12 protein-coding genes and 3 tRNA genes are annotated in these 14144 nt (G+C 56.3%); 6 read left to right on the forward strand and 9 right to left on the reverse strand.

Annotated features, from left to right (window positions below; genetic code table 11):
* Nucleotides 1-34: 34 nt before the first annotated feature.
* The 5 genes from B4O97_RS05715 to B4O97_RS05735 all read right to left on the reverse strand — a co-directional run bounded on the left by B4O97_RS05715 (nucleotide 35) and on the right by B4O97_RS05735 (nucleotide 3877).
* Nucleotides 35-107: transfer RNA gene (locus B4O97_RS05715), tRNA-Lys, on the reverse strand.
* A 7-nt stretch (nucleotides 108-114) separates the two neighbouring features.
* Nucleotides 115-188, reverse strand: a tRNA-Arg gene (locus B4O97_RS05720).
* Nucleotides 189-236: 48 nt separating this feature from the next.
* Nucleotides 237-308 (reverse strand) — tRNA-His (locus B4O97_RS05725).
* Nucleotides 309-363: 55 nt separating this feature from the next.
* Nucleotides 364-2595 carry an AAA family ATPase gene (locus B4O97_RS05730; protein WP_083049094.1) on the reverse strand — a complete coding sequence of 744 codons (2232 nt, stop codon included), beginning with the start codon at nucleotides 2593-2595 and terminating at the stop codon, nucleotides 364-366.
* A 16-nt stretch (nucleotides 2596-2611) separates the two neighbouring features.
* The gene (locus tag B4O97_RS05735) at nucleotides 2612-3877 is read right to left on the reverse strand and encodes a nickel-dependent lactate racemase family protein (RefSeq protein ID WP_096348846.1); all 1266 of its coding nucleotides are present in this window, start codon (nucleotides 3875-3877) and stop codon (nucleotides 2612-2614) included.
* A 73-nt stretch (nucleotides 3878-3950) separates the two neighbouring features.
* Between B4O97_RS05735 and B4O97_RS05740 the strand changes: the two genes are divergently transcribed.
* Nucleotides 3951-4541: a hypothetical protein gene (locus B4O97_RS05740; RefSeq protein ID WP_143305561.1), complete on the forward strand. Its 591-nt coding sequence runs from the start codon at nucleotides 3951-3953 to the stop codon at nucleotides 4539-4541.
* Nucleotides 4542-4566: 25 nt separating this feature from the next.
* Nucleotides 4567-4974: a DUF192 domain-containing protein gene (locus tag B4O97_RS05745; RefSeq protein ID WP_083049097.1), complete on the forward strand. Its 408-nt coding sequence runs from the start codon at nucleotides 4567-4569 to the stop codon at nucleotides 4972-4974.
* 15 nt (nucleotides 4975-4989) lie between these two features.
* Here the strand turns inward: B4O97_RS05745 and xseB are convergent, their stop codons facing one another.
* Genes xseB through B4O97_RS05760 form a run of 3 tightly spaced genes read right to left on the reverse strand, consistent with a single transcriptional unit; the run spans nucleotide 4990 to nucleotide 7041 of the window.
* Nucleotides 4990-5238 (reverse strand): exodeoxyribonuclease VII small subunit, encoded by a 249-nt coding sequence (xseB, locus tag B4O97_RS05750; RefSeq protein WP_083049099.1) that lies wholly within the window; start codon nucleotides 5236-5238, stop codon nucleotides 4990-4992.
* Entirely contained in the window at nucleotides 5225-6466 is a 1242-nt protein-coding gene (gene xseA / locus B4O97_RS05755) for an exodeoxyribonuclease VII large subunit (RefSeq protein WP_332889540.1), read from the reverse strand. The genes xseB and xseA overlap by 14 nt, the downstream gene beginning before the upstream one ends.
* Nucleotides 6467-6486: 20 nt before the next feature.
* Nucleotides 6487-7041, reverse strand: a complete 555-nt coding sequence (locus tag B4O97_RS05760) for a hypothetical protein (protein ID WP_083049101.1) — start codon at nucleotides 7039-7041, stop codon at nucleotides 6487-6489.
* A gap of 59 nt (nucleotides 7042-7100) precedes the next feature.
* On the opposite strand from B4O97_RS05760, the gene B4O97_RS05765 reads away from it, so the two are divergent.
* From B4O97_RS05765 to rpmB, 4 genes are all read left to right on the forward strand, one after another.
* On the forward strand, nucleotides 7101-7877 hold the full coding sequence (locus B4O97_RS05765; protein WP_083049103.1) for a DUF4037 domain-containing protein: 777 nt from the start codon (nucleotides 7101-7103) through the stop codon (nucleotides 7875-7877).
* A complete protein-coding gene (locus B4O97_RS05770; protein ID WP_083049105.1) occupies nucleotides 7874-9538 on the forward strand; it encodes a hypothetical protein in 1665 nt (554 codons plus the stop codon). Before B4O97_RS05765 ends, B4O97_RS05770 begins: the two co-directional genes overlap by 4 nt.
* Before the next feature lie 116 nt (nucleotides 9539-9654).
* A complete protein-coding gene (locus tag B4O97_RS05775; protein ID WP_083049265.1) occupies nucleotides 9655-13044 on the forward strand; it encodes an adenosylcobalamin-dependent ribonucleoside-diphosphate reductase in 3390 nt (1129 codons plus the stop codon).
* Nucleotides 13045-13114: 70 nt separating this feature from the next.
* The gene (rpmB, locus tag B4O97_RS05780) at nucleotides 13115-13303 is read left to right on the forward strand and encodes a 50S ribosomal protein L28 (RefSeq protein WP_083049106.1); all 189 of its coding nucleotides are present in this window, start codon (nucleotides 13115-13117) and stop codon (nucleotides 13301-13303) included.
* A 77-nt stretch (nucleotides 13304-13380) separates the two neighbouring features.
* Here rpmB and B4O97_RS05785 read toward each other — a convergent pair whose 3' ends face one another.
* Nucleotides 13381-14127 (reverse strand): MBL fold metallo-hydrolase, encoded by a 747-nt coding sequence (locus B4O97_RS05785; RefSeq protein WP_233142953.1) that lies wholly within the window; start codon nucleotides 14125-14127, stop codon nucleotides 13381-13383.
* Between the last annotated feature and the right edge of the window lie 17 nt (nucleotides 14128-14144).

Below are 14144 nucleotides of genomic sequence, written 5' to 3' on the forward strand. Positions count from 1 at the left end.
GCTATTTTTGTTTTTTACCCCGGGTTTCCGATATTGAGCCGTGAAGGGATCGAACCTTCGACCCGCAGATTAAGAGTCTGCTGCTCTGCCAGCTGAGCTAACGGCCCAATTGATTACGCCCGGCAGGATTCGAACCTGCGACCTACGGATTCGAAGTCCGGCGCTCTATCCAGCTGAGCTACGGACGCATTCAAAGGCTCCTTCCGGTGCAAAATTCCAACAGGAATAAAGCAAAGGGTGGGCAACGGGATTTGAACCCGCGACACCCAGAACCACAATCTGGTGCTCTACCACTGAACTATGCCCACCGTGAACGTGGTGCAAAGATGCCTAAAAAAGGAAAAAATGTCAATAGAGGCGCTTTCAAAAATCCTCTATTTTTATCTTGCCCGTACCTGCCGGCATGCGGCAGGCAAGCAGCAGGTAGGTCCTCTTCCACGGGACCTTTTTCTCCGCCAGTTGTCTCGATGCAGTCTCCTTGAGGGTTCTCAGTTCCCCGGGAAGGAGGAACTCCCCCAGCCGGGCGCCGAATCCCCCGGATCCCGGATCGAACCAGGAGTGTATCAGCTTTTCCGTCAGGGTCTGTTCGAAGCGGTGTTCCCGTTTTTCCAGAAGATCTGGAACGAATCCGTATTTTTTCAGCTGCTTCCCGATGTCCTCACTGCTCCAGTTGACCAGAGGATTGTCAGGATCCGCGTATATGGCCTCTTCCGCCTGACGGAATTTCGCAAGGATCTCCGGATCCGCCACCCCGCCGGATAGAAGTTCCGAAAGCCTGGATCCTTCCCGGGGCATAATCTCTGCAAGAATCAATCGTCCCCCGGGCTGCAGGCAGGAGGCGCTGTGCCGGAAGAGAAGCTCCCGGTCAGGACTCCTTATGAGGCTGTCCCGTCCCATCAGAACCTCAAAGCGTCTTTCCCCTGGCTTCAGCATGTCCAGGGCATCAGGGAAGGGGGCAGCAAGAAAAAGAGGACGCTCCGGGGCCGGCAGTTCCGACGCCAGGTGTTCAAGGACTTCGCGCCTGGATGTATCCGCGGCGCATACAACGATGCCCCCCTCGGGACATCTGCGCAGGGCTTCGGTCATGAAAAGTCCGTTTCCAGGGGCGATGTCCAGGACCCGCCAGTGGCGCTGCCACTCAAAGAGATCGAAGAGGCCGTCCCTCAAGGCTTTCTGCATGGCCGCGGCTCCGCTTACCGTACGGTTTGCCCAGCGCTCGCGCCGCCGGTCCCCGGGACTGTAGGTAAGAACCTCCGGAGAGTCCTCCAGGGAGGCGGCAATCTGCTCCTCCCTGCGCTGCTGCAGGAGAGGCTTCAGGGCCCCTTCATGGCCCAGGTCTCCCGGCATGTAAAAGACCCTCCCTGTCAGGGCCGCGGGCAGATACTGCTGGGCCACCCAGTGGTCCCGGTAGGCGTGGGGATACTGATAGCCCTGGCCATGACCGAAGGCTTTGGCATCCCGGCCGGGGTCTTTCAGGTGTCTGGGGATATCCCCGATATTCTCCTCTTCCAGGGAATTCAGGGCATCAAAGTAGCCCAGGCAGGAGTTGGATTTCGGCGCGGTCGCCAGGTAGAGTACCGCCTGGGCCAGGTGGTACTGTCCTTCCGGAAGCCCGACCCGGTCAAAGGCCGCTGCGGCGGACTGAACGAAAACAAGGGCCCGGGGATCCGCCAGGCCGATATCCTCTGATGCGGAGATGAGCATTCGCCGGAATATGAATCGGGGATCCTCCCCGGCCTTGACCATTCTGGCCAGCCAGTAGAGGGCCGCATCGGGGTCCGATCCCCGGACCGATTTGATAAAGGCGGATATGGTATCAAAGTGATAATCCCCCTCCTTATCGTAGAGCACCGCCTTGCGCTGGATGCTCTCCTCGGCAACCTCGAGATTTACACGGATTTCCGTCCCTTCCGGGGGAGGAAAGGATTCCGGTGTGGTCTCCACCGCCAGCTCCAGGGCGTTCAGCAGGGTGCGGGCATCGCCGTTGGCCACCTGCACCAGATGATCCAGGGCATCCCGGTCAATGCTGACGCGGAAGCGGCCGTATCCCCGTTCCGGATCCTCAAGAGCCATCTCCGCCACCCGATAGAGGTCCTGATCGCTCAGGGGTTTAAGCTGGAAAATCCGGCTCCGGCTGACCAGGGCGGAATTGACTTCAAAGTAGGGATTCTCCGTGGTCGCACCGATCAGAATCACTGTTCCGTTCTCCACCCAGGGAAGCAGGGCATCCTGCTGGGCCTTGTTCCAGCGGTGGACTTCATCGATAAAGAGGGTTGTCCGGCGACCGTAGTATTCCCGCTTTTCCCTGGCCTCGTCTATGGACTCCCGCAGCTGTTTGACCCCGGAGAGTACGGCGTTCAGGGTAATAAAGTGGCTTTTTGTGGAACCCGCGATCACTCTGGCCAGGGTTGTCTTTCCGGTTCCCGGGGGGCCGTAGAATATGAGGGAGGAGAGCTGGTCCGCCTGGATTACCCTTCGCAGCAGACGCCCGGGGCCGACAATGTGGTCCTGGCCGGCAAACTCGTCCAGGGTCCTCGGGCGCATGCGATCAGCCAGGGGGGCGCTTGATGTATTATCTGAAGAAAAGAGCTCCACAGCCTGAGCCCCCGTATCAGGATACCAGGGACGGGACGGTAACCCCGCCTTCGGGCATTATCCGTATCGCGGCATTCTTCCCGTGACGGCGGAGGGCCCTTTCCAGGGCTTCCCGGGGGCTTTCCGCCTTTTCCGCGAAGAGGCTGGAGGTGACCTGCTCCGATGCCGACGATACCAGGATAACCTGTTTTTCCGCCGCCACCTTGGCGAAACAGTAGGCCTTGTGCCCCCCCATGACAAAGTTCTCTCTGACCTCCTGCATGATGCCTTCGGGGGAGAGTCCCTTCTTCATGAAGTTCTCGAAAACCTCATCCCCGTAGGCTCCGCTGCATTCGGCAAGAAGAATGATGGTTCCCCCCCGCCGGGTGGCCTTGTCTGCATGATCCAGAGCCTTCTGGGCCTGGTAGATATTGATGTCCCGGGGAAAACCGCTTGCCGAAACGACAGTGATGTCCGCAAGTTCCGGGATCTTCGTAATGTAGAGCTCCTCGGATTTTTCCACCGCAGCATACCAGGCTTCCTCCAGGTCACCTGCGTAGACATTGATGACTTCGCCGTCATCGTTGCTTACAGCGTTGAGGATAAAATCAACCTTTGCCATACGGGCGGCCTGAATCATCTCCAGACTGATGGGATTCTCGCGTATGGGGGGAAGGTCGTCCATAAGTTCAACCATCCGGGCATGGTTCAGCTGCACCGTGGATTTGCCTGAAACCCCCGGGAGGATCGATTTTCGTCCCCCGGAATAGCCGGCAAAAAAGTGGGGCATAACCACCCCGATGGTAATAAGAAAGTCCGCCTCGTCGACCGTGCGGTTCAAAAGGAAATCGTATCCCGAGGGGAGCCGTCCTTTGTGCACCAGGTTTGCCTCGTCCTCGGCGTCATGGCAGATTATCCGGTAATTCTCCACCAGATCCTTTCCGTAGGCCTGAAGGTTCTCTTCCGGCGTGTGGGGGCTGTGGATGCCCGTGGCGGTAATCAGGGTAATATTTTCCCGGGGCGTACCGGCATCCTCGATAGTCCGCAGGAGGGGCGGCATAAGAACGGAGTAGGGGGTCGGGCGGGTTATATCGTTGACGACAATAACCAGCCGTTCCGGACTTCTTTTCCGGATCAGGGTTTCCAGGGCTGCGGTACCCAGAGGGTTTCTCAGCACTCTTTCCACCGCTGACGAGGTATCTTCCAGGGGCGGCTGATTTCCAGGATGGATAACATCGAGTATCTGCGTGTCATCTATCTCCAGGGGCAGGGTGCTTTTACCGTATTTGAGGTCAAAGTGCACAGGTTCCTCCTTACTCTCCTCCTGTGTATCTGATCTGATACTAAACGATTCTGCGCCGCCTTTCCATACTATCATGGCAATGCATCGGTCTGCCGATAATCGAAGGGTGATAAGCGCCATCCTCAAGAAAGCTGTGGTCCCCGTTCTTCTTCTCCTGGCATGCATGCAGCTCAGTGCCCAGGAGGATTCGGCTCCGGAGCCTCTTCCCCGGGGATTCGATACCCTTGAACTTGGAATGTCCATGGCGGACATAAAGAATGAACTTCTTTCCAGCGATGATTTTCTCTACCGGGGTGATCCGGATGTGTCCCTGCTGGAGCGGGAAAACCTCAGTCTCATGGAGGTGGAGGGTTTCGGTTTCTTCGCCTCGGCCCAGTTTCAGTTCAGCCAGGATGACCGCCTCTATGCGATGCTGCTGGTTATGGATCCTGAGAATATCGATTATTACTCCGTTTATTCGACCCTGACGGAGAAATACGGAAATCCCGCTGATCTTTCTCCCCAGAGGGCCTACTGGGAAAACGAGAATGTAAGAATCTCCCTTGAGCGGCCGGTAATGCTGCGCTATATTGACAGGGCACTTTTTGACGCCATCAGGCAGGAGGGAGAGACCCTTGAGTCATACGAAAGAATCAGCCGGGAAGAGTTCCTTTCCCGGTTTTAGAAGCCGGGCTGCTCAGGGCTTCACCATGATCATATTTCTGCTGTTTGCCGCCATGGGCAGTTCCTGCGCTGCAGGAGAAGAGACCCTGGAAATCCGAATAAAGGGAAAGACCTTTTACGTCGAAGTGGCTGACTCACGGGAGGAACGAAGCCGGGGTCTGATGTTCCGGGAAACCCTGCCGGATGACAGGGGTATGCTGTTTGTCTTTCCCCATGACCAGACCTTGAGTTTCTGGATGAAAAATACGGAAATCCCCCTCTCCCTGGCCTATATCTCCAAGGACGGCACCATAAAGGAGATCCACAATCTGGTTCCCCACAACGAACAGCCGGTCCAGTCAAGCCACTCCGTACGCTACGCCCTGGAGCTTAAGCGCGGGGCCTTTTCGGAAGCGGGAATAGTTGTGGGCGACAGGATTGAAGGGCTTCCCTGACGAAGGGTCAGGCTTTTATTCCTGATCCTTTCCTGAATTCAGTTCGGGAAACAGCTCCAGTACGGGTTTTTCTTCCTCGGAATCCGCCTGGTTTACAAGGATTTCGATCTTCCTTTCGACCTTTGCCAGGTCAGTCTCCAGAGCCCGGGCCAGTTTTATTCCCTCTTCAAAAAAGGCCATGGCCTCGTCAAGATCGACCTCTTCGTCGTGGATTTTTTCGCTCAGCTCTTCAAGCCTTTTCAGTCGTTCTTCAAATCCCTTCATTCTTTTCCTCTTTGTCCGGGGAAATAAGTGTATCTATGGTTGCCTCCAGACTGCCTCTGAAAAGGCGAACCGAAATTCCGTCTCCCGGTGCCGCCTCTGTACTGTCTGTCAAAATTCTGCCCCCGTGTTTTACCATGGCGTAGCCCTTTTGCATTATGAGTCCGGGAGAGCCTGAACGGAGACGTTCGCTGCTCAGGGCAATCCGATGGGAGTAATCCTTCAGACGCTGCCGCAGGGCGTCGATGATCTCCTCTTTGTCGTCATCCAGGCGCTGAAGTATGGGTTGAATCTTCTGCCTCAGGGTTCTTTCCATGTACTCCGGCGAGAAGCGCTGAACAAGCATGCCGGCCCGGCCTGTCCTTGCCCTGATGCCGCTGAGAAGATGACGCAGGGATGATCGTGCCCGGTTCAGAAGTTCATCCCTGGAGGCTGAGACAATTTCCGCAGCCGCCGAGGGCGTCGGGGCCCGCAGGTCCGCGGCGAAATCGCTCAGGGCCCAGTCAATCTCGTGCCCCACCGCGGAGATTACCGGTATTCCTGACTCGGCGACGGCTCTGACGACGCTCTCCTCGGAAAAGGGCAGCAGGTCTTCCAGGGAACCGCCGCCCCGGCCGATGATCAGCACATCTCCCAGTTCGTGAATATTCGCCGTCCTGATCCCCCTGACAATCTGCTCAGCAGCCCCTTCGCCCTGGACGGCGGCGGGCAGAATGGTAACGGATACCCCGGAATGTCTCCGGCGGAGGACCTGCAGGATGTCCCGGACAGCCGCCCCCGTGGGGGATGTAACCACGGCGATGCGGGCGGGAAAGAGGGGCAGGGGACGTTTTCGCTCCTGGTCGAACAATCCCTCCACGGCAAGGCGTCGCTTGCGTTCCTCCAGCATTGCAAGGATCTCGCCCTCGCCGGCCAGGACCATGCGGCTCACAACGATCTGGTAATTTCCCCGTCTGGCATAGACGGATAGGTCGCCGTTGATCCGTACTTTCTGGCCGTCTCTGGGAGAAAAGGAGAGCCGGGCAGCGGCATTGCGGAACAGAACGCAGGCTATCATGGCATCCTGATCCTTCAGGTTGAAATACACGTGACCGCTGGAGGCGGGCCGATAGTTCGATACCTCACCTTCCACCGAGAGGCCCCGGAAGCCCCCCTCCAGGGTCTCCTTGATGAGTCCGGTAATCTGGCTGACCGAGAGTACCGGAAGCTCCCGGGTGTTCATATCCATCATGCTGTTCCCCTGTTCATCTTTCAGCGTCCCTTTACGGCAGGTTTTCTGACCCGCAGTTCCCAGTGAATCCGCTCCTCAATACTGTCCCACCAGCCGTCCCGGGGCCGGGAACAGCGATACTCCACCAGGACGGCGGAAAATGAGGCCGACCGCAGCTGCCCGTCGGGGGGATAAATATCCGAAAGAAGGGTATCGGATAAAGGAAAAGCCGCACCTCCCCGGCAGAGAAAGAGCCCCGGGAAAAGCGGAAAAAGCAGTTTTTCGTCATCCCGGTACTGAGCATACCCGAGGGGAAGTTTCTCTGTCAAAGTGTTCAGGGCCCTCCTGTTCCCCAGGGGGAGATACCAGTTTTCCCGATACTCCAGGGGGTGCAGAAAGCTCAGAGCCTCATCCAGGCGCAGTTCTTCAGGCGGATCCACAGGCTCGCTGCAGCTGCAGAGGGGAAGAATGGGCAGAACTCCGGAGGCCGAGGGGTTTCCGGTTTCTCTGAAGATACGATCCTGATACTTCTGAACAGAGGCGAGCATGCTTCCCGGCGGGAGGAGCCCCAGTACAATACTTCTGAGCTGCTTCATTACAGGGATTGTGCCACAGCATCTTTCAAGGGTAAAGCCAGTTGTGATACTATACCCCCATGAAAAGACGAGTAGAAAAAATTGCCCGGGACCTGAGCGACCGGCTTGCAGCCTGGGAAGGGGTGGATACCATTACCCTTGCCGAGTTTGCCGAAATGGATCCGACGGACCCTTATTTCTTCATGAGTTTTGACGTTTTTTATCGCGGGTCCCTGCCGGATCTTAACCAGAGAATTCAGACCTTTTCCGATGCCGGGGCCTTTGAATCATCCAATGTTTCGAGCAAGGACAGGTTCATTATCGATTCTGTTCCCGTCAGGGTGGAATACAAGGATATCGACCGTATCGATTCAGACCTTCGGCATGCCGACGAACGGCTCTGGATCTTCCGTCAGTCGGGAACCTACATTTTCTACCGTCTGTCCACCTACCGGGTACTCCATGCAAAAAGCGACTGGATTGAAAAAACCCGGGAAAAACTCAAAAACCTGCCGAAGGAGTTCTGGAAGGCTCTGGAGGAGAGCAGTTTCGCCGCCGCTGAGCATTACCTGTCGGATCTGCAGGCGGCGGTAATCCGGGATGACTGGCTCTTCTATAGTATTTCCATGGCAGGGTACCTGAAAAACCTTTCCTCCGTCATGTTCGTCCTGAACAGACGCTTTGAACCTTCCGGAAGAGATCTTTACCGGCGGGTCCTGGAACTCCCTGATTTACCTGAAAACTTCCGCGGACGTTTTTACAGTATCGTTCACGAAAGTGATGAGTTTCCGCCGTCCCGAAAACAGGAGTTGGCGGAACTCCTTCTGAAGAGTATCTTACCCATGATGTCGGAATGAGTACGAAAGCGAACACCGGTTTCATTATATTTTCCTCTCTCCTGGGCATACTTTTTTTAAGCCTGGTTTTCCCCGGTTGTGTTCACAACAGGGTGGAAGGCTTTTACTTTATCGAGTATTCGGGTCTGAAGCGGGAGCTCGTGGCCGATTCCAAAGCCCCGGATCAGAACGGCAACGATCTGATTTCAGTGAACGGCAGGCTCTCGACCCCGTTTTACAGTCTCAGGCAGGGGCTGGAGATCCGTGAACCCGGTCGTTCCTTTTTTATTGTCTACTGGGCCGATTGTCCCCTGGACCTCCGTTTGAAGATCGACGGAGAGTACGTGCTGGTGGATCTGCCGAATCTCGACGCCCGGGAGGTGGAGTTCCGCTATCCCCTGGACAGGAATGCCCTTTTTGAAGGCTTTCAGCTGGAAACCGATGCACCCCGGGGCTCCCTGAAAATTATCGGAAGCGGCGTCGAGGACAGCTTTACCGGTGCCGATTTTACCGGCAACCCTGCACTCATAGGTCACGGAATCAAGGTCCTCTCCCATACCGGTACCGATCGTGCTGAAGTTCTGGTTTCCACTGAACTTGCGGGTCCCTCCGGGGCGGATATCCTGCAGATTGGAATGAGAACGGATTCTACCGGTCCCCTGCTGCTGGAGCTGAAGGACGGGGATGGAATGACCCGGGAAATGGAGCTTCGCCGGCCTGAAAACTACAGGCAGCTGAGTCTGTATATTCCTGCCCTCGGCTTCATGCCCGGCAGCATTACCCTTCACGGACAAAATACCCGCATCGAGACCTTCGGTCTGCATAAGACACCCTCTGTACCGGATCCCGTTTCCATGGATTTCGCTTCGATTCTGCGTTATCCCCGGGAAAAATGGCGCCGAAGCGAGTTCGAACTTTTCAGGTGGACCGTGGAGCCGAAGGTCCTGGTATTTGATTTTTCCGACTACAGTACCCAGGCTGCTTTTCTCAAGCGGCTGGCCTTTTTCGTGGAAAAAGACGGCTTCCAGGGAAGGCTGCTGACGGACTCCGAGCTTCATGAACTCCACGGATGGAATGCCCACGACTATCGGGCAGAGGACCTGGCACGCTTCTTTACCGCGGCGGAGGAGTCAGGCTTTGTCCTCAACGCCGAGGAACTCGAACTGAGGGAGATACTCCTCTCCGAAGGCATCCTTTCAGGGGATGGCGGCGGAGGGTATCGCTTTCATACAGGTGCCGTAATATCCATAAGCAGGGAATCCGTGGATTACCTGCGGCGCCTTTTTCTGACCCATGAGGGGTTTCACGGCCTCTTTTTTACCGACCCCGGCTACAGGGAACATACCGCCCGACTGTGGGAAGGTTTTTCCCCGGTGGAGAAGGAGTTCTGGCGGGTTTTCCTTCGCTGGCGGGGTTACGATCCGGAAGACAGCTACCTGGTTCAGAACGAGCTGCAGGCATATCTTCTTCAACAGCCGGTCTTCCGGGCAAACACCTATTTTATCGATCACACCCTGCCGCGTATGGCCAGGCTGTACCCTCAGTCTGCCGGGCTGATTGATGAACTGACTGCGAATTTTCCAAATCACTTTGAGAATTCCGCAGCCTTCCTGGAGGAATATGTTTACTCCTCTCTGGGTTTGCGGGGCGGCGATCTGGAAAACCTGAAATATCTCTATTAATACACCCTATATAGCGTCATCTTGTAAAAAAATGCGCCACATATAGCGCATTAACCCTTGCCAGGGGAATGTTTTTTTCGTATCTTGTGAGTTCGCGAGAAAAAAGCGGAGGGGATATGAAGATTACACGACTGTTTACCGGCACGTCCGGTGATCCCTACGAGGGAATAGAATGGAGCTCCCGGGAATCTGAAATCAGGAATCCCGACGGCGGTCTGATTTTTCAGCAGAAGGATGTGGTAGTTCCTTCCGGCTGGTCCCAGATAGCCACGGACATCATGGCCCAGAAATACTTTCGCAGGGCCGGAGTTCCCGATGGCCGGGGCGCAACGGGAGGAGAGAACGACGCCCGGCAGGTCTTCCATCGCCTGGCCGAAGCCTGGCGTAACTGGGGAGAGAAGGCCGGGTATTTCGACACCCCGGAGGACGGTAAAGCCTTCTACGACGAGGTCCGCTACATGCTCGCCCGTCAGATGGGAGCCCCCAATTCACCCCAGTGGTTCAATACAGGGCTTTACGACGCCTACGGAATCGAAGGTCCTCCCCAGGGGCACTACTACGTTGATCCCGATTCGGGTAAGCTGAAAAAATCCTCCAGTGCATATAAACGCCCTCAGCCCCATGCCTGTTTTATTATGGATGTGGAGGACAACCTTGTAAGCGACGAAGGCATTCTTGACCTGGTCACCAGGGAAGCCCGGCTCTTCAAGTACGGATCCGGGACCGGTTCGAACTTTTCGAAAATCCGCGCCGAAGGAGAACCCTTAAGCGGCGGCGGGGTATCCTCCGGACTGCTCTCCTTTCTCAAGATAGCCGATCGTTCCGCCGCGGCAATAAAAAGCGGCGGTACGACCCGCCGGGCGGCAAAAATGGTCATCCTTGATTCGGACCATCCGGATATCGAAAAATTCATCGACTGGAAGATGAAGGAGGAGTACAAGGTCGCCTGCATGACCGCCGGCAGCAGAAAGATTTCCTCCCATGCCGCAGCTCTTTTGAGTGCTGTACGGGACTACAGGGGAAACGAAGCCGACCGGACCGATCCGGACCTCAACCCTGCCCTGAAAACGGCGATAAAGGCCGCCCTTGAAGACGAGATCCCCCAGCCCTTCATCTACCCCCTGGTCAGGATGGCCGATGAAGAGGGGGAACTCCCGGAGTTTGAGCTCTTCGATACCGACTGGCAGGGTGAGGCATATACGACCGTCAGCGGACAGGCATCGAATAATTCGGTCAGAATTACCCAGGAGTTCATGGAGGCGGTTCTTGAGGACCGGGATTATGCCCTTACTGCCCGTACCGGCGGGGAGGCGGTTAAAAACGTTCGGGCACGGATCCTCTGGGACCAGATCGCCAGGGCTGCCTGGAAATGCGCCGATCCGGGACTGCAGTTTCATTCCACCATAAACGAGTGGCACACCTGTCCGGCGGGAGGAGAAATACGGGGCTCCAATCCCTGCAGCGAGTACATGTTTCTGGATAACACCGCCTGCAATCTTGCATCCCTGAACCTGATGCGCTTTTATGATCCCGATTTCGGAACCTTCATGGTGGATGAGTTCCGGCATGCCGTTCGCCTCTGGACCCTGATCCTGGAAATTTCCGTCTACATGGCCCAGTTTCCATCGGAAGAGGTGGCACGCCTGAGCTACGAGTACCGTACCCTCGGTCTGGGCTTTGCCAATCTGGGAACCCTCCTGATGGTAATGGGAAAGGCCTACGACAGCGACGAGGGACGCGCCATCGGCGCCGCCATATCCGCGATCCTCTCCGGCGAGGCCTACGCCTTTTCCGCGGAACTCGCCGCCCAGGCGGGGCCCTTTCCCCGTTTCAAGGATAACCGGGAGGCCATGCTCAGGGTAATCCGCAACCACAGAAGGGCGGCCCTTGACAGTGAGGAAGGGGAATACGAAGGGCTGTCGGTCTATCCCGCGGGAATCGATGAAGAAAAATGCCCGAGCTATCTGCGGGATGCCGCAGTATCCGCCTGGGACCGGGCGCTGGAGCTCGGAGAGGCCCACGGATACCGAAACGCCCAGGTCTCAGCCATTGCTCCCACGGGTACAATCGGACTTCTGATGGACTGCGACACAACCGGTATTGAGCCGGATTTTGCCCTGGTCAAGTTCAAGAAGCTGGCCGGAGGGGGCTATTTCAAGATCATAAACCAGTCCATACGGCCGGCCCTGGCCGCTCTGGGCTACGAGGATGACCGGCAGGAGGATATCATAGACTATTGCCTGGGTCACGGAACGCTTACGGGAGCTCCGGTGATCAACCGGGAGAGTCTGGCGGAAAAGGGCTTCGGCCCGGACGAGCTGGATACGATTGACGGGGCGCTGAAATCCGCGGTCTCTTTAGGCGGCTGTTTTCAGCCCTATCTTCTGGGGGAGGATTTTTACCGGAATGTTCTGAAGATCCCCGCCGCCACCTACAATCTGCCGGGATTTGACCTGCTGGCCCATCTTGGTTTCTCACCCCTTGAGATAGAGGCCGCCGAGGATTATGCCTGCGGAACCATGACCCTCGAGGGAGCCCCCCATCTCCGGGAAGAAGACCTTTCCGTTTTCGATACCGCCTCGCCGGGAGGACGCAGGGGCCGAAGAAGTATTCCCTGGCAGGCTCATGTGGAGATGATGGCGGCAGTTCAGCCCTTTATCTCCGGCGCCATATCCAAAACCATTAATATGCCTGCAGGGGCGACCATCGAGGATGTAAAGGGTGCTCATTTTATGGCCTGGAAGCGGATGCTGAAATCCATCGCCCTGTATCGGGACGGGTCGAAACTCAGTCAGCCCCTCTCATCCCTGAGCCCCGGTGCCGACAAGGTGGCGGATGCAATCCTGAGGATAAGCCGTGAGAAGGGATCGGAACAATCCCGGCATGCCGAGGCACCCGTCAACAGCCAGATCGCACGAGGTCGGAAACTGCTTCCAAATCGAAGGGACGGCTATACCCAGAAGGCCAAGATCGGCGGTCACAGCCTGTTTTTACGCACCGGCAATTACAGTGACGGAAGCCTGGGGGAGATTTTTCTCGACATGCACAAGGAGGGGGCAGCCTTCCGCTCCCTGCTGAACAGCTTTGCCATTGCCGTCTCTCTGGGGCTTCAGTACGGGGTTCCCCTGAAGGAGTATGTGGATGCCTTTACCTTTACCCGCTTCGAGCCCAACGGTATTGTCCAGGGACATGACAACATTAAAATGGCCACCTCGGTTCTGGATTTCATTTTCAGGGACCTGGCCCTGACCTATCTTCATCGGACGGACCTGGCCCAGGTAAAACCTGCGGACCTTGATTCCACCGAAACCACCGACAGCCACATCAGCAATAACGGGGGACACAGCTCGGCGGAAGTTGTTTCTGATTCCGGAAGATTTGCCCGGGAGGCGCGTTTCCGCGGTTACGAGGGGGATCCCTGTCCGTCCTGCGGGCATTTTACCCTGGTACGGAACGGAACCTGCCTGAAATGTGAAACCTGCGGAGGAACAACCGGCTGCAGCTGAGTACTTTACAAAAAAATGCCAATCTGATAGATTGCATTGCACTATTTTTAACTGAATCGAGGTGGAGACAATGGCCCGAAGATGTGATATCTGCGGAAAAGGAACTGTTGCGGGCAACAACGTGAGCCATGCGCACAACAAAACCCGCCGCGTATGGAAGCCGAATATCGTCAAGGTAAAGGCCCTTGTCGGAACAGGTAAGAAGACCCTGCGGGTTTGCACCAGCTGCCTGCGTTCCGGTAAGGTCGTTAAGGCTTAATCGGCAGGCGTCGCCCTGGGACCGTTTCCGGTGCGGGGCGGCTCGCCGCGGGTTTCCTTACTGAACCGCACGACAAGCTAAAACGAGATAGAGAGTCCGTCCCAGGCGGGCTCTATTTTTTTGGGCAGCATTTCAAGAAGTTCCATGTGACTGTGATCATGGCACAAATGAGTCAGCCAGGTCTGTTCAGCGCCGATTTTTTCGGCCTCCGCCACAGCTTCGTCTATCGAGAAATGGGTCGGGTGGGGACGTTTGCGGAGCGCTCCGATAATCAGTTTCCTGAGTCCCTTCAACAGAGGATACGACTCCTCCGGTATTCGTGAACAGTCGGTAATATACGCAAGCTCCCCGATCCTGAAACCATAGATCAGCAGCTCTCCGTGAAAAACCGGCACAGGTACAATCCTGATACCTTTGATTGTGATGCCGTCGGCTGGAAGGGGGTGCAGTTCGATTTTCGGACGTCCTCCGCCTTTCTGTCCCGGCGAGGTGGAGAATATATAATCAAAGCGCTTTTCAATATCCCTTTGTGTGGATTCTCCCGCATATACCGGCATGGGCCTGTCCTTCGTCAAGGGCCGGATATCATCAAGTCCGTGAAGATGGTCCGCATGGGAGTGAGTGTACAGGATCGCATCAAGACATGTGATTCCTTCGCGTATCGCCTGTATCCGGAATTCCGTACTTGTGTCTATCAGTATGTTGACTTCCTTGTCTCGTATAAAAAGAGAGGCCCTGCTGCGTTTGTCCCGGGAGTCATCGGATCGGCAGACCCGACAGGAACATCCAACGACAGGAATCCCGTGGGATGTCCCGGATCCCATAATAATCGCTTCCATGG

Source organism: Marispirochaeta aestuarii (genome assembly GCF_002087085.1).
GTDB classification, from domain to species: Bacteria; Spirochaetota; Spirochaetia; order JC444; family Marispirochaetaceae; genus Marispirochaeta; species Marispirochaeta aestuarii.

Bases quoted from the DNA above. Each gene is read 5' to 3' on its own strand.
- B4O97_RS05740 (WP_143305561.1), top strand. From the start codon at position 3,951: ATGGCAATGCATCGGTCTGCCGATAATCGAAGGGTGATAAGCGCCATC.
- B4O97_RS05745 (WP_083049097.1), top strand. From the start codon at position 4,567: ATGATCATATTTCTGCTGTTTGCCGCCATGGGCAGTTCCTGCGCTGCA.
- xseB (WP_083049099.1), bottom strand. From the start codon at position 5,238: ATGAAGGGATTTGAAGAACGACTGAAAAGGCTTGAAGAGCTGAGCGAA.
- xseA (WP_332889540.1), bottom strand. From the start codon at position 6,466: ATGATGGATATGAACACCCGGGAGCTTCCGGTACTCTCGGTCAGCCAG.
- B4O97_RS05760 (WP_083049101.1), bottom strand. From the start codon at position 7,041: ATGAAGCAGCTCAGAAGTATTGTACTGGGGCTCCTCCCGCCGGGAAGC.
- B4O97_RS05765 (WP_083049103.1), top strand. From the start codon at position 7,101: ATGAAAAGACGAGTAGAAAAAATTGCCCGGGACCTGAGCGACCGGCTT.
- B4O97_RS05770 (WP_083049105.1), top strand. From the start codon at position 7,874: ATGAGTACGAAAGCGAACACCGGTTTCATTATATTTTCCTCTCTCCTG.
- B4O97_RS05775 (WP_083049265.1), top strand. From the start codon at position 9,655: ATGAAGATTACACGACTGTTTACCGGCACGTCCGGTGATCCCTACGAG.
- rpmB (WP_083049106.1), top strand. From the start codon at position 13,115: ATGGCCCGAAGATGTGATATCTGCGGAAAAGGAACTGTTGCGGGCAAC.
- B4O97_RS05785 (WP_233142953.1), bottom strand. From the start codon at position 14,127: ATGGGATCCGGGACATCCCACGGGATTCCTGTCGTTGGATGTTCCTGT.